This is a genomic window from Edaphobacter sp. (assembly GCF_035763405.1).
Taxonomy (GTDB): domain Bacteria; phylum Acidobacteriota; class Terriglobia; order Terriglobales; family Acidobacteriaceae; genus Edaphobacter.
This window is the reverse complement of record NZ_DASUBE010000088.1, coordinates 1-19,585: the sequence shown is the minus strand read 5'-3', so window position 1 is coordinate 19,585 and position 19,585 is coordinate 1. Positions and strand designations below refer to the sequence as shown.

Below are 19,585 nucleotides of genomic sequence, written 5' to 3'. Positions count from 1 at the left end.
GGCGCCTGCCATCCCCTGTGGAAACAGGGGCCTTTGTGGGAAACGGGATCAGCTTCGCGTGTTCAGCCAATGCGAGACCAAGACTAATCCGAGGCGGGGACGCTGGCTTGCGCCGCGGCGACCGACTTCAGCCACGTCTCCAGTTCGCCCGTCTGGCGCATCAGGTTGATCTCTGCCTGGCGCATCTGGAACTTCGCATCCAGCACCGCAAGAAACTTCTCCCGTTCCGCAATCCGCGAAAGCTCCGCGTCCTTCGGAGTCATCTGCGGCCCATTGGGATTTCCTGTGCCCGACTTCAACTGCACCAGCATGGCATCCAGTTGCTGCTGTGCAAGCTGCTGATCCAGCGTTGCCACCTCGGCCTGTGCGGCTAGTTCAGCCGTCGTGTGCTCCAGCTTTTTGCGCCCCTCCAGAAACTGGTCACGTGCTTCATCGGCTTCGTACTGGGCCCGCACGGCGTCGGCGGCAGACTCGCGCGCCTTCGCCCGCCGCGCCGCATCGAAGATGGGCAACTGAATCTCAACTCCGATCCCGGCGTTGTTGTGCTGAAAGTTTTTATAGTACAGGTCGTAGTTGTTGTACTTCGTATAGCGGTTGTACTGGGCCGCGAAGAATATCTGCGGCCGCCACAGGTAACGCGCATCGCCAAAGGCAATCAGGCTCTTGGCATGGGCCGTGGCATAGGCCGCATCGACCGCCGGGCTGGTCGAGGAAGCTTGGGCAGAGGTGGGATCAACCGGTGCGGCAATCACCGGAATGCTGCTACCCACAATGCTCAATCCTCGCGCGGGAAGCCCGGTCAGGTGGGCCAAATGCTCCAGGTCGGTCTCTGCATCGTCGCCTGCGTGCAGCTTCGCCAGCCTGATGCGTGCCGCGGTCAGTCGCGCCATGGTCAGCCCAATGGCCGTGTCCTGACCCGCATCCAGCCGCTCCTGCACGATCTCCACCAGGTGCTTCGCATACCCGGACTGATCATCGAGAGCCGCTTCGCGCGCCGTGTCGCGGTCCAGCGCAATGTATGTAATCGCGGTGTCTTCAGCCACTGCTTCACGCGCATCCTTCAAGGCGAGATTCGCCGCATCGAGCGCTGCGCGTGCCGCACGTACGTAGTCCCGTTGCGAAAAATTGAAGAGCAGAGACTGCGACGTAAAGTTGAAGATGGAAGGTTGACCGACAGGAAAACCGTAGGAGTAGCCCAGTCCTGAGCCGCCCACCAGCGAAGGGATATAAACATCCTTCGAGCCTTGAAGCGCGGCCTGAGCCTTGGCTGCGGCTGCTTCGGCGGCCAGAACTTTAGGATTGTTCTTTAGGGCCAGATCGATGGCTGTCGTAAAGGAGATCTGCGCCACGGCAGGTGCAGCCGCAAGTGTCCACGCGCCGCACGCAATCAGAGAGAGCAGCACGGCTCGGGAAAAGGGTCCACGAAGGCGGCCGGCGAACATAGTGTTATACCGCTTCATGAGGCTCCCTGGAGGGCCTTGCGGGCAGGCGTATAGTTCGATGCCAGCGCCAGTGCGGCGGCGTACTCCCGGCGCGCTCCGGCCGCATCGCCACGGCTGGCCAGCAGCTTGCCAAGCTGTACATGTACCTTGAAGGCAGGTGCCGCCTCCGACTTGGAGGGCGAAGAGAGATACTCGCGCAAGACGTTCTCAGCCAGGTCGGGAGAGCGGTTTGCGGCGGTCAGGATACTGGCCGCATCCACCAGCGCGGCATCTCGGCTGTGGTCGGCGTCAATCGCTGCCTGTAGCGGCGCAAGCGCCTTGTCGGGCTGGTGATGCCGCTGGTAGAAGTGTCCCAGATCGACATAAGCCTCGGGCGTTCTGGCAGACTGGGCCGCAGCCTTGAACTCGGCCTCTGCCGTGGCGTTGTCGTTGCGCTTTTCGGCAATCATGGCCAGCACGCGGTGCGACTGGGCAGGGAAGTGCGACTCGATGCGACGTGCCAGGTTCTGTGCCTTGTCCATGCCACCGCCCACAATGCCGGGTGCCTCGACATAGAACTCGCCCAGGTCGCTCATCGCGTGAACATTATTCGGGTCAAGTTCCAGCGCGCGTTCGAATGAGGCGTGGACTTTCCGCGCAAGCGCGAAGGCGACCAGCGGATTTGCGCGTTCGGCCTTCATCCCATAGGCGCGTCCCATCCATAGCTGGGTTTCGCTGTCATTAGGAGCATAGGCGACTGCCTTCTCACATTCATTGACGGCGGCGTCGGCCATGTCCTGCGCGTAGTAGACGCGGCAGAGCAGCGAATGGGCCCACGCATCGTCTGGCTGTCCGGCCAGCGTCTGTTCCAGCACCACCCTTGCCTGGTCCACCTTGCCCTGCTGTAAGAGCGCATTCGCCTGAGCATTGCCCGCGTTTCCACCAGCGAAAGATTGCGCCGCGCTGAAGAACGCACATAAAACGAGAAGCCGGACTCTGGTCAGCCGCACGGAAATGGACATCACTCAATCGCCTTGACCGCGAGGCCGTTGGTCAGCTCACTATTGTTGGTGGTGCTCAGCGCAACGGTATCTTTTTCTGTCAGGCCGCTGACGATCTCGACGCGCGTCAGGTTGACAACACCTACCACGACCGGCGTGCGAACAAGCTTGCCGTTCACGACGCGGAAGACGAAATTGCCACCGTCGGTATGCAGCGCCTCGCGCGGAACGCTCAGCACGTTGAATCGCTGGGATGTCGTGACGGTGACGGTAACATTTGTATTTGGCAGCAGATCGCCGCGCGCATCGTCCACCGTAATCAGGCACTCGCCCACGTTGCGCGTGCCGTAGGTGATGACCGTCGTCGGCGCGATGCTGATATGGCCGTGCCATACCTGTAGAGGTTTCGCGGCCCACTCGATCTTCACCGCCTGTCCGACCGCCAGCTTGCCAATCTCGGGCTCATCGAAGTAGGCGCGGACTTGAATCTTATTCAGGTCCGCGAGGTCCAGCAGGTCTTCTCCCGCAGGGACAAAATCGTAAGCAGAGACGGGGACGGAATACACGGTGCCGGCAAACGGTGCGCGGACATTGTTGCTCGCATACGCGCTCTGCGCGGCAGTGACTTCCGCTTTGGCGTTGTTCAACTGCGCACGCACGCGGGCCTGGTCGGCGGGGCTGTAGCTGTGTGTTTCGCGCAACCGAAGGTTCTCTATCGAGCTGGTGGCAGACTGCAATCGCTCCCTGGCGGCTGCAACTTCGCCGGCAGAAGCTGCTCCAGTCTTCTCCAACTCTTCGAGCGCGGTCAGGTTCCGGCTCGCCTGCGTCTGCTGGAGCTTCGCCCGATCCATATCCGAGGCCAAGCTGAGCCGCTCAGCCTGCGATCCGCCCTGCTGCATATTGTGCATGGCGGCCTCGGCGGAGCTGAGCGCCGCGTTTGCAGTAGCAACGCGAGCAGCAGCATCCGCGTCCTTCAGCGTCAGGAGCAACTCGCCTGCCTTGACCTTCTGCCCCACCTGCACGTACACCTTGGCTACCACCCCGGGTCCCGGAGCGTGGGCCTGAAACTCCTCAATCGGCTCCACTTTGCCGTTCGTTGAAACCGAGGCAACCAGGTTCTCGCGGCTTACTGGCGCGACCCGCACTTCGACCGTCTCGCGCGTAAACACCCGCACGGTAATAAATACCAGCACAATGACTGCGAGAAAGATGCCCCACAGCAGGATAGGATTCAGGCGTCTTGTCTCGGTCGTCGGCATTCAGGTCGATAGTTCAGTATATAAGATGACCCTGCACTGAAAATGAAGCAGAAAGTTGACGCAGCCAGGTAGTTACCCGCAGGTCTTATGGCCGTTGACTACGTCAGTTGCAGATCGACCAGTTCCAGCTCCAGCCCTGGAAACTGTGGGTCCGTCTTTGCCCTCAGTCTGTAGGCGACGCTCACGCTCGAACCGCGCTCCAGGCCAAGCTCCGCACAGCGTGCAGGCCAGTTCACGCGGCGGCTCCAGCCCAGTGCATTGAACCGCTCGTGCCTGCCCTGTTCCTGGAGTTCAAGACATACATGCTTCTCCTTGATGATGCGAACGGGCGCAGCCAGCGTTACCTCTCGCGTCGCAAAGACAGGCTCGCGGTTGCCCACGCCGAAGGGCCCGCACCGCTCCATCCACTCCAGCAGCCGCTCGGTCAGTTCGCTGAATGGAGCTTCGGCATCACACTCCAGCGGCATCGCGGTCGAGGCTCCCTCCGCAAGCGGAAGCCCGTAGTCCCGCATCCTTTCACGCAACAACTCAACTCGTTCTGTGGGCAGCGAAAAGCCAACTGCATGAGCGTGCCCGCCGAAGCGCGTAAACAGCGCGCCCGTCACCAGGTCTCCGGGACGCTCGAAGTCCCCGTGGACCGTCGTCAGCGCATTCAGCAGATGAAACCCGGCGATCGAACGCCCCGAGCCGTGCGCCTGTCCATCTTCGTGCGTCAGCACCAGCGCCGGACGTCCCGTGCGTTCCACCACGCGCGAAGCCAGAATGCCCAGCACGCCGCGGTGCCAGTCCACATCGTCCAGCACCAGGCACTCTGGCGGAAACTCGTCATCCTCGCCGCGCATCTGCTTCAGTTGTTCGTCAATTGCCTCCAGCGCCTTTGCCTCGGTCGCGCGCCGCTCCTCGTTCAGACGGTCCAGCTTTTCGGCAAGCTCCTTTGCACGTGCCTGCTCGCGCGTCAGAAACAGCTCCACCACATCGCTGGCAATATCCATCCGGCCCGCCGCATTGATGCGCGGACCAATCCGAAATCCGACCTCAGTCGCCGTTGGCGAGCGATCCGGCGGAATCCGTGCCACCTCCATCAGCGCACGCAGCCCCGGCTGCACCGGGTTGCGCAACTCCCGTAGCCCCAGCGCGGCAATCACCCGGTTCTCACCTACCAGCGGCACCGAGTCGGCAATCGTCGCAATCGCCACCAGCTTCAGCAGCGAAGGGACCATGCGCTCCCGTAGCTTTGTCTGTTCCTCGGCCGTCTCCGCCGCCGCACGCAGCAGCGCATGGGCCAGCTTGAACGCCACCGCCGCTCCGCACAGCTCCTTAAACGGATACCCGCACTCCTCTTGCGCCGGATTCAGCACCGCAACCGCCTCCGGCACGCCTTTCGCTCCGTCCGGCAGATGATGATCGGTGACGATCAGGTCCATCCCCAGAGTCTTCGCCTCGGCCGCTGCAGCGAACGCGCGAATGCCTGTATCCACGCTGATGACCAGCCGAATCCCCGCACTGGCCGCGTCGCCCAACACATGCGTCTGCATCCCGTAGCCTTCGCGCAGGCGATGCGGCACGTGATAGCTCACCTTCGCGGGCCGGTCTTTCGCAGCCGTGCGCTCGATTGCGGTCTTCAGCAACACTGTGGCCGTCGTCCCGTCCACGTCGTAGTCGCCATAGATGAGGATCGGCTCGCCCGCCGCAACGGCCCGCTGAATCCGCGCCACTGCGACATCCATCCCGAGCATCAGCATCGGATCGTGAAGATCGTCGATGGTGGGATTCAGAAACGTCCGCGCCGCTTCCGACTCCGTCATGCCTCGTTGCACCAGCAACTCTGCAACCGCACGCGGACATCCAAGCGCATCCGCCAGTCGTTCCACCACGGCAGTATCCAATGCCGGGAGCGTCCAGGGTGCAGGGCCAGTCGCCGCGGAGAGCATCCGCGTCCTACTCGTCCCTGTCGAAGTCATCCAGCATCAAGCCGTGCATGTCCGTTACGGTATCGAGCAGGTTCTGGAAGTTGTCATACCACTCCGTCGCCACATCGAACGTAAACATCATGCCCTGGTGCGCAAACCCGAGCTGTAGATACCCGATCTTCCCCACATGGTTTACCAGGTACTGCGCATCTTCCAACTCCTCTGCGATTGCCGGAGGAAGATCTTCTTCATGGAGATGTTCCATCACGAGGGCCAGGTCCGCCTTCTTCAGCACAACCTCGTTCATCACCACAAACGGAGCGCCCGCCGCTTTGGCGTGTTCCACGAAGTCCTTCCATCCGTCGGGGCTCTCGTCTTCATACACCACGGTGGGCACCTCGTCGCTGATATAGGCAGGCAGGCGGCGCATTCCATGGCCGGCGATAAACGCCACCATGTCGTCTTTGAGCGAGATCAGGTTGTCAGGATGCATCGGTTTCCTATTGTCTCAGAAAGGCGTGTGCGCTGCACGGCGGCTCGGGAGCACGGAAAATCAGCATGATATATTCAAAATAAAGTCCATGATTTTCTCTAAAGATTACGTCGGATACCTGGCGCGCCAGACGGTCAAGCACCTGGTCGCCGAGAAGATGATCCATACGGACAAGCCCGTGGTCCTCAACGAGCGCGTGGCCGCCGCCATGATCGATGAACTCTCCCTCGAAGACCGCATCAACGACGAGGTCCGCGTCATCCTCGAAGCCTTCCAGGACGACATGCGCAAAACCGGCGCCAGCTATCCGGAGATGTTCAAGAAGGTGAAGATGGAACTCGCCCGCAAGTACAAGGCGGTGCTATGAGGATCTCCCGCGACAAACTGAACAAGCTCGCCCACACGGTCGCCGATACGCTCGCTGAGATCGACGAGTGCGAGTTCCGCGAAGACCGCAACACCATCCGTCAGGAAGCCCGCAAGGCGCTCGAAAAGCTGCTCCTTGAAGAGACGAAACTTGACGCCGCAGCCCGGCTCAAGATCGCCTCGCAGCGCAAGATCATCGTCGAAGGCTCGCAGGAGTGGGACATCCTCTACCGCAAGTACTACAACGACGAAGTCAAAAAGCTCGGCCTCTAGCCTTTTCATTCGTCATTCTGAGCGCAGCGAAGAATCCCCGCATTTTGCAGGTAGAGCCGACCAGCTCGGGTGCCCCGTCCATTGCGCTTCTGCGATGGGTGGGAAAGTACAAAATCCAACCAGCCGGCCTCCGTCATCGCCTGTTCTTCTTGCATTTCCATCCCATACCCCGAGCGAAGCCGAAGGGGGAAGGAATCCGCTTTTCTCCACACCGGGAACCCACAGCATCGCAACAAAAATCTGCTATACTCAACACATCGCAGCAGAGAACGTCCCACCTCGATGGCGTTATGGTGTAACTGGTTAACACGTCGCCCTCTCAAGGCGAAGAGTCCGGGTTCGAGCCCCGGTAACGCTACCAAATCTGCTCCCTTCCTCGCATCGCTTATAGTTGAAACAACGAGCACGCGGCGCCATGGTGTAACTGGTTAACACGCGGCCCTTTCAAGGCTGAGAGTCCGGGTTCGAGCCCCGGTGGCGCTACCAAATCCTCGTAAAAACTTATCTGCTCCAGCGTCTATACTTGACTTGTGAGCAAGACCTTTTACATCGAGACCTTCGGCTGCCAGATGAACGCGCATGACTCGGAAAAAGTCATCGGCACGCTGGAGCACGAGGGCTACACCCGCGTCGAGGACGAGGCGGAGGCGGGGCTCATTCTCTATAACACCTGCTCCATCCGCGATAAGGCGGAGCAGAAGGTCTTTCATCGGCTGAATGAGTACAAGCGCCTCCAGGGCGAGGGCAAGAAGTTCGCCGTTCTGGGCTGCGTGGCGCAGCAGGAAGGCGAGCGCATCTTCGAGAAGGCTCCCTACGTCTCGCTGGTCGCCGGATCGGCGTCGTATCGCAACCTGCCGCAGATGATCGAACGGCTGGAGGCGGGTGAGACGCGCATCACCGGTCTCGACGACAGGCAGACGGACCAGACCTTCGACACCGAATTTACCGTCCGCTCGAATCCTCATCGCGGCTACATCACCATCATCGAAGGCTGCGACAAATTTTGTGCTTACTGCGTGGTTCCGTACACGCGCGGCAAGGAGCGGTCGCGCACTTCGGCTTCGGTGCTGGTCGAGGCGCGGCGCATGGCCGACCTTGGCTACACGGACGTTCAGCTACTCGGTCAGAACGTGAATTCGTGGCGCGATCCTTCGGGCCGCATGTCGTTTGCCGAGCTGCTGACCGCCGTCGGCAGCATCGGCGGCATTCGCCGCGTGCGCTTCACGACCTCGCATCCGCGCGACTTCACCCGCGATATTGTCGAGGCCATTGACGCGACGCCGACGCTCTGCGATCACATCCATCTGCCGGTGCAGTCGGGGTCGAGCGCGGTGCTTCATGCGATGTCGCGCGAGTACACACGCGACTGGTATCTGGAGCGGATGAGCTGGATTCACGGGGCCGCGCGCGACATCTCGATTACCAGCGACATGATCGTCGGCTTTCCGGGCGAGACGGACGCGGACTTCGAGCAGACCATCACGCTCATCGACACAGTGAAGTACGACAGCATCTTCGCGTTCAAGTTCTCTCCGCGTCCGAACACTCCGGCGATTCACATGGCAGACAGCATTCCTGACGTCGTGAAGTCGGAGCGGCTGCGCATCCTGAACGACCGGCAGCGCGAGATTCAGCGGGAGCACTACGCGCGCCATCTCGGCCAGGTGGTCGAGGTGATGGTCGAGGGCGCGAACGAGGCTCGTCATCAGGTGACGGGTCGCAGCTCGCAGAATAAGACGGTCAACTTCACCACAGCCGCGCTGGCTGCCGTGCCTCCGGTCGGCAGCTATCTCGATGTGCGGATTACGCAGACGCTTCCGAACTCGCTGGTTGGCGAAGCGGACTCGGGAGCAGTACCTTTCCTTCCTGTCCAACGCACGCCGGACTTCGTCGTATTAAACTAGCAGGCAGCATGTCCACGACCGCGATCCATTCCGAAGCTCAAACTGCTGCTCCCGACGAGGTCGAGATGCAGATTCGCGGCCTGATGATGGACCCGGTCACGAACATGCCGATCATCGTGCTCAAGGACGTTGCCAGCGACCTCGTGCTGCCGATCTGGGTCGGGATCTTCGAGGCGAATGCGATTGCGCTGGAACTGGAGAAGACGGCTCCGCCGCGTCCGATGACGCATGACCTGCTGCAGAACATGGCTCGCGGGCTGAATGCTACGGTTCGCAAGGTCGTGGTCTCGGAGCTGCGGGACGATACTTTCTATGCGGTCATCTGGATGGAACAGGGCGGCGAGACGGTGGCTCTGGACGCCCGGCCTTCGGACGCCATCGCTCTGGCGCTGCGCTGGGACTGTCCGATCTACGTGAATCGGACCGTGCTGGAGAACTCAAAACTCGCCGTCAGCGGGAACCAGTCGGCCAGCTCGGACGAGATGAAGAAGTGGCTCGAGAACCTGAACGACGACGAGATGGGCCGCTACAAGATGTGACCCCCCCTCCCCTGGTTAAGTACTCAAAGTCCTTCAAACATTGGACTTAGGTCCGGACCTCCCTGCGGACTTCGGTGCACTTCAGCGGCCCGACTGAAGAGTTGCGTGAGAACGGATGGATGGACCCTGAAGGATGAGAAATACGGGGGATCTCTCCACTATGGCGGCTAAAAGACTACGGCGGCTAAAAGCGCCACCTCCGGTCGAGATGACGTATGTTTTGAGGCTCCTAAGTTAAGTCTACCGAATCATCCAAAACTAACCCGCCAAACCGGGATGGTGTCTATCCCTTGTGTTATGTGACAGTTATGGGAGTCGAGCCTTTCAAGGGCATTGACACGCGAAGTCAAGCAGAATCTTCAATATTTTGATTATTTAAATAAAATTAGTTCACATTTGTGCAGTTTCTCGTGTATATAGGGTGTGCTTTTTCCGGACCAGTCAGTTGATCGGCCCCGTATCCATCTTGAAAGGATGCCTCCCCTATGTTGACTACATTCGCTTCGCGTCTCCGACGGAACTGGCTTGCTGCTTCGGCGGCAGGTCTGGTCTTTGCCTCAACCGGCGTCTTGTGCGCTCAGGTTGTGATTGTGCCCTCAACCCCGCAAGTCGGGTCCTCGAATCCCGCGACAGCGGAGCCTCTGGTGCCACGTCCGCATACGCAGCCGTGCATTGTGCCACTGCTCCAGAACCAGGCGTTTGCTGATTTCACTCCCAAGGTCATGAACTATGCGCCGCCGGCGGCGTGTCCTGGGCCGTGGGCGAAGGTGGTCTTCACGGCGGACTTTACAGTCACTGCGGGCAGGCAGTTCGACAGGACGGCTGCGTTCTACCTGGGACACGCGAATATTTACTACGGAACGACGGCGGAGCCGCGCAAGGTGCTGAGCCCTTCGTGGCATGTGGAGCGCGATGTAACGGACCTGAGCGCGGTCTTTCGGTCCGCCCAGACGGGGGAGGCGAACATCGGGAATTTTGTGGGCGTTTCGGGCGGTGTGACTTATGACGGCATCATCTACGCGAACGCGGCGCTGGAGTTTTATCCTGCTTCGCATGACGATGCGGCCCCCCGTGTGCCGGACGTGGTGGTGCCGGTGAATGGCGGCGGAGGCGATGCCGGTACGCTGAGCACAACCTCGGCGAGAATTTCGCAGACGCTGAACCTGCCGACAAACGTGGAGCGTGTGATGCTGGACGTGATTGCACAGAGCCAGTCGAACGATGAGTTCTGGTATTTCTGCGTGCCGAGCGACCAGTCAAACAATCTAGAGAGCTGCGGAGCCACCTCATTCCGCGAGACGGAGATCTACATTGACGGGCAGCCTGCGGGAGTTGCGCCGGTGTACCCGTGGATCTATACGGGCGGAATCGACCCATATCTGTGGGAACCGATTCCGGGCGTGCAGACGTTGGACTTCAAGCCGTATCGGGTGGACCTGACTCCGTTTGCCGGACTGCTTGCGGATGGGGGCACGCACACGATCTCGATTGGCGTATTCAATGCGAACAGCTATTTTCTGGCGACGGCCAACCTGCTGGTCTACACCGATCACCAGGCGTTGCATGTGACGGGCGGCGTGTTAAGCAATACGCTGGGGGCGGCTCCCGCGCCTGCGGTGGCGGAGAACATCTCGACCGGCGCGGGCCCGACCTTTACGGGCAATGTGCTGGTGACTTCCGATCGCAGCTTCACCATTCGCGGCTATGTGAATACGTCGCATGGGCACGTGGAGACGACCGTGGACCAGACGGTGAACTTCTCCAGCAATCAGCAGTTCGAGGTAGGCCCGACGACCGATATTCAGAACGCGGTGCAGACGACGGACATCCGCACACGGGTGAGGACGCGAGACGCATTCTTTACCAGAACGACGGAGGAGCACAGGAGCTATCCGCTGACGATTGACTTCTCGTATGTCGTCGCGGCGGATGGAAGCGCGAGCCAGAAGACGACGGTGGACCAGGAAGACCACCTGAAGCTGGTGAAGAGCTTCAACGGAGATCGCTACTTTGAGAGCAAGGTGAGCGATGCGGTGAACTCGACCGACACACTGGGCTTTAATGCAAGCGGCACGTTTCTGGGGCCTTCGGGCAGTCAGACAAGCTCGACGTACAAGGCCAGGGATTCGCGGGGCCATTGCTACAGCCGCACCATTACGGCCGCCGCGCAGAAGCTGACCTCTGTTGTGGACGGCCAGAGTTGCGGACAGGGTGACGATCACGACGATCAGTGATTTGTACAGATTCCAGGGAGCCCGGTCGATTTTTTGGCCGGGCTTATTTTTCGCTTGACATATGCTTATATGGGAATATATTTGGACCATGGCACGAGCAGCGACAACGACAGATGTCTTCAACGCGATTGCGGAGCCTCGGCGGCGTGAGGTGATTGGCGTGCTGGCCGATGGGCGCGAGTATGCCGTTGGCGAGGTGGTGGTGCGGCTCAAGATGCCGCAGCCCGCGGTCTCGAAGCACCTGGGGGTGTTGCGGAAGGTTGGTGTGGTTTCGGTGATCAAGCGGGGGCAACACCGCATGTACAAACTGAATGCTGCGGAGCTGAAGCCGGTGCATGACTGGGTAAAGGTGTTTGAGCAGTACTGGACCCATCAGTTGGGCCAGATCAAGGAGCGCGCGGAGCGGAAGGCGCTGGAGCGGTTGGTTTCGGATGCGAAGGGCGAGGAGCGGTGAGGTTGGCCGAGTGTCGATTTTCTGTCCGACTCCACCTTCGCGACGATCAAGCCGTCGCGAAGATGGGGCACCCGGGGTTTGGTGGCGCGTTGATGGAAAGCAGATTCTTCCGCTTCACTGCGGAATGGAAATGCAAAATGGGCCGCGGAATGGGAATGTAATCAAAACTGATGGAAAAGGAGTAGCGATGACGACGAGTGTTCAGGAGCAGGTGCAGACGTTTGAGATTGTGAAGGAAGAGGAGATTGCGGCGCCGATTGGGATTGTCTTTGAGACGATTCTGGAGCAGATGGGGCCGCTGAACTCGGCTGGGCCGGACAAGCCAATGCCGATGGTGCTGGAGGCATGGCCCGGCGGGCGATGGTTCCGCGACCTGGGCAACAACACGGGGCACTACTGGGGTGCGGTGCAGGCCATCAAGGCTCCGGCGCTGCTGGAGATCAGCGGACCCCTGTTTATGTCGATGCCGGTCGTCTCGAACCTTCAGTACAGGCTGACGGAAGAGAACGGTGTGACGCGGGTGAAGTTTGTGCATCGCGCGATGGGGTGGCTCCCGGACCCGGCAATCAGCGGCGGTGTGAATACCGGCTGGACGGATTTGATGACGAGGATTCGCACGGCTGCGGAGAAGAAGGGCACGAGGTAGGGACTTCCCGCTCATGCGCGGTCAGACTACGCATGAGCGGAGCACTCTGCTGCGCGCTTTCCCATCCATCGCGATGAAGCTGCGATGGATGGTGCACCCGAACAGTTGTCGTTGTTGAAGAACAAAAACGGATGAGCGAGCGTTTCGATTTCCATCCATCGCGAAGAGGCCCGCGATGGGTGTCGCTCCCTCTACGCCAATTTATTTCCAGATAGCCCAAAGGGCGCTCAACCGATAAGGAGAATCTCATGTCGATCGCAAAATCTTTACTCGCGGAGTTTGAAGAGCAGGCACCGGTGACGCGAAAGTTCATCGAGCGTCTTCCCGCCGACAGGTTCACATGGAAGCCGCATTCCAAGTCCATGACCGCCGGGCAATTGGCCTACCATCTGGCCCTGGTGCCGGGACAAGTGGTTCGCGGCGCGCAGCAGGACCAGATTACGGTGCCGAACTTCCAGTTTCCCCAGCCCGCCACCGTCAGGGAAATTCTCGACACGTTTGACCAGAGCATCGCCACGGTGCGCGAGGTGCTGCCCGGCTTCAGCGACGCCGCCATGAACGCAACCTGGCGCGTCGTTGCGGGCGATCAGGAGGTTGCAGCGATGCCACGTGGTGCGTTTCTGCGAAACATCATGCTCAACCACTGGTACCAGCACCGCGGCCAGTTCTGCGTGTACCTGCGGTTGCTCGAAGTTCCAGTGCCGTCGAGCTGGGGGCCGAGCGCTGATGAGCAGTCTCCGCTGCAGCGGCAACTTCAGCCGGTGTGAGCGTGCAGAGTTTTTGAGAGAAGTATGTAGTGGCTGACGACGGATGCCCCATCCATGCACGGTGAAGCTGTGCATGGATGGGGCACCCGGACGTTCGTGGTGAGTGGAGGAAAGCTGATTGCTTCCCCTTCGGCTTTGCTCAGGGTGCGGAATGGAAATACGAAAAGGCTGAGGAATGGAAATACGAAAGACTGCGGAATGGGTGAGGCCCCACCTTAGCGACGATAAGGCTGTCGCGAAGATGGGGCACCCGGTCTGGAATGAAGCTATCGCGCGGAGGTGGTGATGGCGGCTGGTTTTTCGTTGACTTTGAGGTAGTTGCCGTAGCCGACGACGACGGTTGAGCTGACGAGCAGCAGCAGGCCTGCGGTGACGAGCGATTTCGTGCGCAGGCTGGCTCCGCGCCACTCCTTGAGGACGAGGCCCCAAAGGGTGGCGAAGATGATGATCGACGCCATGTGGAGCGTCCACGAAGAGAAGTCGTATTTGCCCATCTTGGTGGTGCCCATGGAATAGAAGAAGAACTGGAAGTACCAGATGACGCCGGCGAGCGCAGCGAAGATATAGTTGGCGACGAGCGTGCGCGGGGCGAGGCGGTCGTAGGTCGAGGGATCGGTCGGGTCGAAGTCCACGAGCGTCTCTCCGGTGGCGTGGGTGGCGCGCATGGGGTTGAAGCCCGGTTCGCCCGCGTACTGCCTGATGGAGCGGTTCTTGATGATGAGGGCGACGGACCAGACGAAGTTGGTGAGGAAGCCTCCCCAGAGGACGACGATGAGGACGGGGAGGTTCTGCCAGAGGTCGAGGCGTCCGGTGGATTCAAGCTGGGTTTTGGCGATGGCGCCGATGGGCTTGCCTGCGTCGAGGCCGAAGGCGAAGAAGCTGCTCATAATGCCGGCGAAGACGGCGACGGCGATGCCTTTGCCGAAGTTGTAGTCGAGTTCGCCCGCTTCGGCTTTTTCTTCAGGCGTGACCTCGCGCTCTTTCGAGACTCCGGCCGCACCGTTGACTGCGACGGCGATGAGGCAGATGAGCACGCCGAGGAGGATGACCTGGCCCGAGGTTTCGTGCAGGATGGTGTGCATCTCGCCGTGGTAAATAGGCGGCACGATGGTGCCGAAGACCATGCAGAGGCCGAGCGCGATGGCGTACCCGAGGGCGAGGCCAAGGTAGCGGATGGCGAGGCCAAAGGTGAGGCCGCCCATGCCCCACAGGATTCCCCACAAGATGGGATACCAGATACTGCCGGGGTCGGCGACGTAGGCGGTGTGCAGGATGCTGAACGGATGCGGAACGAAGATGGCAGCCAGGACGATGGGCGCGACGATCCAGGCGGCGAAGCCCTGGACGAGCCAATAGATCTCCCACGACCAGCGTTTGATGCCGCGGAAGGGGATGAAGTTGGTGGCGGAGGCGAAGCCGCCGATCCAGTGGTAGATGACGCCGATAAACGGATTGGTTCCCACGTGACCTCGTTTTTATCCGATGATAATGGTTGCCGCGTAGAGAGGGCTGCGACTATCGTACCTGAAGGGGTTGCGTTAGGGGAATACGCTCTCTATTGGATTTAATGTGAAATGATATTTTTACTGATAAAACTATAGAAGAGCATCGGGAGGCGGTCCTGCGAGTTGCGCTATTCATTACCTGTTATAACGACACGCTGTTTCCGGAGGCGGGCAAGGCCGTCGTGCGCGTGCTCGAACGGCTGGGCCATACGGTGGAGTTTCCGAAGGGGCAGACCTGCTGCGGGCAGATGCATTGGAACACGGGCTATCAGGCGGAGGCACTGCCGCTGGTGGCTCGGTTTGTCGAGCAGTTTCGCGGGGCCGAGGCGGTGGTGGTGCCTTCGTCGAGCTGCGTGGCGATGATGCGGGATCACTATCCGAAGATGGCGGCGGAGTTGAAGGATGAACGGCTTCTTGCCGAGGTCGAGGAGCTGCTGCCGCGCGTGTTCGAGTTCTCGGAGTTTTTGACGAAGCGGCTCGGGATTGAAGACGTGGGGGCGTACTATCCGCATCGGGTGACGTATCACGCGAGCTGCCACGGGCTGCGTAATCTGGAGCTGGGTGACGGGCCTCTTCGCCTGTTGAAGGCGGTACGGGGGATTGATCTTGTCCCGCTGGAGGGGCTGGAGCAGTGCTGCGGATTTGGCGGGACATTTGCTGTGAAGAACGCGGACGTTTCGAGCGCGATGCTGGCGGAGAAGACGACGGCGGTTTTGAACACGGGCGCGGAGGTCTGCACGGCCTGCGACAATAGCTGCCTGATGCATATTCAGGGTGGGCTGCATCGGCAGCGGACGGGCGTGAAGACGATGCATCTGGCGGAGATTCTGGCGGGGGATGAGGTGGGGCGATGAGTGGGGCGCTTGATCCGCGGACGGCGCCGGAGTTTCCGATTGCGGCGAAGGCGATGCTGGTCGACGCGCAGCTTCGCAAGAACGTGCGTCATGCAACAGAGGTGATTCAGGCCAAGCGCGCGCGTGTGGTGGGCGAGATGCCCGACTGGCAGGCACTGCGCGAGGCCGGGCGGCAGGTTCGTTCGCACACGATGGAGAACCTGGACTATTACCTCGAAGAGTTTGAGCGCAACTGCACGCGCGCGGGCGGCGTGGTGCATTGGGCGCGCGATGCGGAGGAGGCGCGGCGGATTATTGTCGGGCTGGTGAAGGAGTCGGGCTCGGACGAGGTCATCAAGATTAAATCGATGACGACGGAAGAGATTCAGTTGAACCGCGCGCTGGAGGCGGCGGGGATTCATGCGTATGAGACCGACCTGGCGGAGTTGATTATTCAGCTCGGGGAAGACCAGCCTTCGCATATTGTCGTTCCGGCGCTGCACAAGAACAGGCAGCAGATTCGGGAGATATTCAAACAGAAGATGGGGCTCGCTGAACTGGGCGAGCGGCCGCAGGATTTGGCCGACGCCGCGCGAACGTTTCTGCGTGAGAAGTTTCTGCGTGTGAAGACGGGCGTGAGCGGCGCGAATTTTCTGATTGCGGAGACGGGCGGTGTCTGCATCATCGAGAGTGAAGGCAACGGCCGCATGTGTCTGACGCTGCCTGAGACGCTGATTACGGTCGCGGGGATCGACAAAGTACTACCGCGTTATCAGGACTTGGAGGTGATGCTGCAACTGGTGCCGCGTTCTGCGACCGGCGAGCGGATGAATCCGTACAACTCGATCTGGACCGGGGTGGATAGAACCCATGCCCCAGAGTCGGGACATGGGGCACCGGCTTCTGTGGGAGACGGGCCGCGGGTGTTTCATGTGGTGCTGATGGACAATGCGCGAACGGAGATACTGGCCGACGAAGAGGCGCGGCAGACGCTGAACTGCGTGAGGTGCGGCGCGTGCCAGAACGCTTGTCCGGTGTACCGGCAGACGGGCGGACATGCCTACGGCTCGGTGTATGCGGGGCCGATTGGCGCGATCCTGACGCCGCAGTTGCAGGAGATGCACCATGCGCAGTCGCTGCCGTATGCTTCGTCGCTGTGCGGGGCGTGCTATGAGGTGTGCCCGGTGAAGATCAATATCCCCGAGGTGCTGATTCACCTGCGGAACAAGGTCGTCGAGCAGAAGGGCGTGAGCGCCGAGGCGCTGGCGATGAAGATGATGGGGATGATCTTTCTGAGCGAGCGGCGATTCCGCGCGGCTCAGCGGCTGGGGCGCATGGCTGAACTGCCGTTGGTGCGCAAGGACGGGCAGGGCGTCGGTTGGATTGGCTGGCTACCAGGAATGCTGGGCGGATGGACCCAGGTACGCGACCTGCAGGAGATGCCGAAGGAGACGTTTCGTGATTGGTGGGAGAAGCGAGGGAACGATGGCAGGTGAGACGGCGGCTTCTTCAGCGGCGAAGGCGGAAGTTCTGCGGCGGATTCGCGCGGCGACAGGACGCAGCACAGGCCCGGATGCGGATGAGGTTCAGGCGGAGTGGGGTAAGCTCGCGCGGGGCTATCGGCGGGTGGGCTCACGGAGCACAGAGGCGGTGCTGGATCTGCTCGAAGACCGGATCAGGGATTACGACGCACATGTGGTCCGTACGGGCGCAGGCGATGTGGCCGCGACGGTGGCGAAGATGCTGGCCGGGCGCGGCAAGCGGCGGATGGTGGTGCCGGAAGGGCTGGCTGCGGAGTGGCTGCCTGAAGGCTTCGAGTTCGTGGTCGATCACGGCATGGCGGCGTTGGAACTGGATGGGTTCGACGGCGTGATGACCGGCTCGACGGTGGCGATTGCCGAGACCGGGACGGTGGTTTTGCAGGGGGTCGCGGGGCAGGGCAGGCGCGCGGTGACGCTGGTGCCCGACTATCATCTTTGTGTTGTGCGTGTGGAGGACGTGGTCGAGACTGTGCCCGAGGCAATGGCGCGGCTGGAGGAAACGTCCGGGCTGCCGACGACTTTTTTTTCAGGCCCTTCGGCTACGGCGGACATTGAGATGACACGGATCAAGGGCGTCCATGGGCCGCGGTTTCTGGATGTTATCGTTGCCGGGTGAGGTTCAGCAAAAATCCTTTTGACAAATGCCGCTGAGGTGGTAGAGTCTGTGCATTATTTCAATAGAGAGTATATTTCTAATAAGAGTTTCAACGATTGAAAGGGTTGAGTGATGGCGACGGACAGAGCGCGTGAGTCGGAGCAGGTGTGGGCGGCGCTGGATGGATTTCGGATCGAGGTGCCGTCATGGGGCTTCGCCAATACAGGGACGCGGTTTGGCAAGTTTATTCAGGGCGGAGCGGCGACGACGGTTGAAGAGAAGTTCGCCGATGCCTCGGAGGTGAACAAGCTGACCGGTGCGAGCCCCACGGTGGCGCTGCATGTGTTGTGGGACCTGCCGGGTGGCAAGGCGGACGTTCCGGCGATCCAGGCGCTGGAAAAAAAGTACGGTGTGAAGTCGGGGTCGATCAATCCGAACCTGTTTCAGGATGCGGAATATAAATACGGTTCGATTGCCAATCCGAGTTCGGAGATTCGCAAGAAATCGCTGGACCATCTGCTGGACTCGGTGGAGATTGGGCGCGAGCTTGGGTCCAAGGATGTGTCGATGTGGATTGCGGATGGGTCGAACTATCCGGGCACGCAGAGCATCCGCAAGCGGATTGGCTGGATGGAAGAGGTGCTGGGGGCGACGCACGCGGCGCTGGGCGATGGCCAGCGGATGCTCGTTGAATACAAGCCGTTCGAGCCTGCGTTCTACCATACCGACATCGCCGACTGGGGCATGGCGCTCGAGTTGGCGCGCAAGGCAGGGCCGAAGGCGAAGGTGCTGGTCGATACCGGGCACCACTATCAGGGACAGAACATCGAGCAGATTGTTGCGTGGTTGCTTCATGCCGGCGCGCTGGGCGGCTTCCACTTCAACGACAGAAAATATGCCGATGACGATCTGACGCTGGGTTCGATTGATCCTTACCAGTTGTTCAGGATATTTCACGAGATTCTGAGCTCGTCGGCGAGCGACCAGGCGGGCGTCGCGTTCATGATCGACCAGAGCCACAACCTGAAGGGCAAGGTGGAGGCGATGGTGCAGTCGGTGGTGACAGCGCAGGAACTCTACGCACGGGCTGCGCTGGTGGACCGTGTGCGGCTGGCGGAGTTGCAGGCCGAGTGCCGGTTGGTCGAGGCAGAGGAGTGCTTCCGCGGCGCGTTCTGGCAGGACGTGCGCCCCGTAGTGCGGGCGTGGCGTGAGGCGCGCGGGCTGCCTGCCGATCCGCTCAAGACGCTGGCTGAGAGCGGCTACGTCGAGAGAATTACGCGGGAACGCGGTAGCAGGAACGCGCAGAGCGTTTCGAGCTACGCATAGTCGCGCTGGGTTGTAGCTGTTACCGTTACCGCTGAGTTCCACGCCGCGCGAGCAAAATGCGGCGACTCTTCGCTACGCTCAGCATGACCGTGTTTCTCTCTCGAGTGGGCAGGATTGTGCCGTGTTCCGGGTTGCGGCATTTTCTGTGCTGAACTGGCCTTCGTGCCTATCTTTTCTGTCACCTCCGAGATTTCATTAACGAAACCTGCGGCATTTGTCGCATAATGGAGCGGCTGAGTGCTTAGTCCTCGCAGGAGAGTATGGCGACACGTAAAACGACAAAGAGGTTGTATCTGATTCCGGTGCTCTCGAAGGCGCTGGATATTCTTGAGCTTTTGCAGGCCGAAAACCAGCCGATGACGCTGGAGTCCATTCATCGCCAGACGCGCATCTCGAAGACGACGGTGTACCGCGTGCTGAAGACGTTTGTGCATCGTGGGTATCTGGCGCAGTCGCCCGATGGACTCTACCGGCAGGTGACACGGCCGAAGAAGATGCGCTTCGGCTTCGCGGCGCAG

Annotated in this window: 19 protein-coding genes and 2 tRNA genes; 15 read left to right on the top strand and 6 right to left on the bottom strand. The window is 60.6% G+C overall.

Features of this window, described 5'->3' with window-relative positions:
- Window positions 1–83: 83 nt before the first annotated feature.
- The 5 genes from VFU66_RS09085 to VFU66_RS09065 form a co-directional block, all read right to left on the bottom strand.
- Window positions 84–1,403, bottom strand: a complete 1,320-nt coding sequence (locus VFU66_RS09085) for a TolC family protein (RefSeq protein WP_326445922.1) — start codon at window positions 1,401–1,403, stop codon at window positions 84–86.
- Between the two features lie 53 nt (window positions 1,404–1,456).
- On the bottom strand, window positions 1,457–2,443 hold the full coding sequence (locus VFU66_RS09080; RefSeq protein WP_326445921.1) for a tetratricopeptide repeat protein: 987 nt from the start codon (window positions 2,441–2,443) through the stop codon (window positions 1,457–1,459).
- Window positions 2,443–3,681 carry an efflux RND transporter periplasmic adaptor subunit gene (locus VFU66_RS09075; protein WP_326445920.1) on the bottom strand — a complete coding sequence of 413 codons (1,239 nt, stop codon included), beginning with the start codon at window positions 3,679–3,681 and terminating at the stop codon, window positions 2,443–2,445. The genes VFU66_RS09080 and VFU66_RS09075 overlap by 1 nt, the downstream gene beginning before the upstream one ends.
- Before the next feature lie 98 nt (window positions 3,682–3,779).
- Window positions 3,780–5,642, bottom strand: coding sequence for a single-stranded-DNA-specific exonuclease RecJ (gene recJ, locus VFU66_RS09070; protein WP_326445919.1), 1,863 nt, complete (start codon window positions 5,640–5,642; stop codon window positions 3,780–3,782).
- Window positions 5,620–6,084 (bottom strand): hypothetical protein, encoded by a 465-nt coding sequence (locus VFU66_RS09065; RefSeq protein ID WP_326445918.1) that lies wholly within the window; start codon window positions 6,082–6,084, stop codon window positions 5,620–5,622. Before VFU66_RS09065 ends, recJ begins: the two co-directional genes overlap by 23 nt.
- 88 nt (window positions 6,085–6,172) lie before the next feature.
- Between VFU66_RS09065 and VFU66_RS09060 the strand changes: the two genes are divergently transcribed.
- From VFU66_RS09060 to VFU66_RS09015, 10 genes are all read left to right on the top strand, one after another.
- Entirely contained in the window at window positions 6,173–6,451 is a 279-nt protein-coding gene (locus VFU66_RS09060) for a DUF507 family protein (protein ID WP_326445917.1), read from the top strand.
- Window positions 6,448–6,723 (top strand): DUF507 family protein, encoded by a 276-nt coding sequence (locus tag VFU66_RS09055; protein WP_326445916.1) that lies wholly within the window; start codon window positions 6,448–6,450, stop codon window positions 6,721–6,723. Before VFU66_RS09060 ends, VFU66_RS09055 begins: the two co-directional genes overlap by 4 nt.
- A gap of 284 nt (window positions 6,724–7,007) precedes the next feature.
- Window positions 7,008–7,084 (top strand) — tRNA-Glu (locus VFU66_RS09050).
- 48 nt (window positions 7,085–7,132) lie between these two features.
- A tRNA-Glu gene (locus tag VFU66_RS09045) sits at window positions 7,133–7,209 on the top strand.
- 44 nt (window positions 7,210–7,253) lie between these two features.
- Window positions 7,254–8,627 (top strand): tRNA (N6-isopentenyl adenosine(37)-C2)-methylthiotransferase MiaB, encoded by a 1,374-nt coding sequence (miaB, locus tag VFU66_RS09040; protein WP_326445915.1) that lies wholly within the window; start codon window positions 7,254–7,256, stop codon window positions 8,625–8,627.
- A gap of 8 nt (window positions 8,628–8,635) precedes the next feature.
- Window positions 8,636–9,166, top strand: coding sequence for a bifunctional nuclease family protein (locus VFU66_RS09035; protein ID WP_326445914.1), 531 nt, complete (start codon window positions 8,636–8,638; stop codon window positions 9,164–9,166).
- A 485-nt stretch (window positions 9,167–9,651) separates the two neighbouring features.
- Window positions 9,652–11,400 (top strand): peptide-N4-asparagine amidase, encoded by a 1,749-nt coding sequence (locus tag VFU66_RS09030; RefSeq protein ID WP_326445913.1) that lies wholly within the window; start codon window positions 9,652–9,654, stop codon window positions 11,398–11,400.
- 88 nt (window positions 11,401–11,488) lie between these two features.
- Complete coding sequence (locus VFU66_RS09025; protein ID WP_326445912.1) at window positions 11,489–11,854, top strand: ArsR/SmtB family transcription factor; 366 nt, start codon at window positions 11,489–11,491, stop codon at window positions 11,852–11,854.
- A 187-nt stretch (window positions 11,855–12,041) separates the two neighbouring features.
- Window positions 12,042–12,500, top strand: coding sequence for an SRPBCC family protein (locus tag VFU66_RS09020; RefSeq protein ID WP_326445911.1), 459 nt, complete (start codon window positions 12,042–12,044; stop codon window positions 12,498–12,500).
- A gap of 248 nt (window positions 12,501–12,748) precedes the next feature.
- Window positions 12,749–13,267 carry a DinB family protein gene (locus VFU66_RS09015; protein ID WP_326445910.1) on the top strand — a complete coding sequence of 173 codons (519 nt, stop codon included), beginning with the start codon at window positions 12,749–12,751 and terminating at the stop codon, window positions 13,265–13,267.
- Between the two features lie 266 nt (window positions 13,268–13,533).
- Here VFU66_RS09015 and VFU66_RS09010 read toward each other — a convergent pair whose 3' ends face one another.
- Entirely contained in the window at window positions 13,534–14,730 is a 1,197-nt protein-coding gene (locus VFU66_RS09010) for an L-rhamnose/proton symporter RhaT (protein WP_326445909.1), read from the bottom strand.
- Window positions 14,731–14,888: 158 nt separating this feature from the next.
- On the opposite strand from VFU66_RS09010, the gene VFU66_RS09005 reads away from it, so the two are divergent.
- The 5 genes from VFU66_RS09005 to VFU66_RS08985 all read left to right on the top strand — a co-directional run.
- A complete protein-coding gene (locus tag VFU66_RS09005) occupies window positions 14,889–15,626 on the top strand; it encodes a (Fe-S)-binding protein (RefSeq protein ID WP_326445963.1) in 738 nt (245 codons plus the stop codon).
- Entirely contained in the window at window positions 15,623–17,101 is a 1,479-nt protein-coding gene (locus VFU66_RS09000) for a LutB/LldF family L-lactate oxidation iron-sulfur protein (protein WP_326445908.1), read from the top strand. The genes VFU66_RS09005 and VFU66_RS09000 overlap by 4 nt, the downstream gene beginning before the upstream one ends.
- Complete coding sequence (locus tag VFU66_RS08995) at window positions 17,091–17,762, top strand: LutC/YkgG family protein (protein WP_326445907.1); 672 nt, start codon at window positions 17,091–17,093, stop codon at window positions 17,760–17,762. Before VFU66_RS09000 ends, VFU66_RS08995 begins: the two co-directional genes overlap by 11 nt.
- A 111-nt stretch (window positions 17,763–17,873) precedes the next feature.
- Window positions 17,874–19,067 (top strand): sugar isomerase, encoded by a 1,194-nt coding sequence (locus VFU66_RS08990; RefSeq protein ID WP_326445906.1) that lies wholly within the window; start codon window positions 17,874–17,876, stop codon window positions 19,065–19,067.
- Between the two features lie 260 nt (window positions 19,068–19,327).
- Window positions 19,328–19,585, top strand: a 258-nt coding sequence (locus VFU66_RS08985; RefSeq protein WP_326445905.1) for a helix-turn-helix domain-containing protein, incomplete at its 3' end; no start/stop codon positions are given.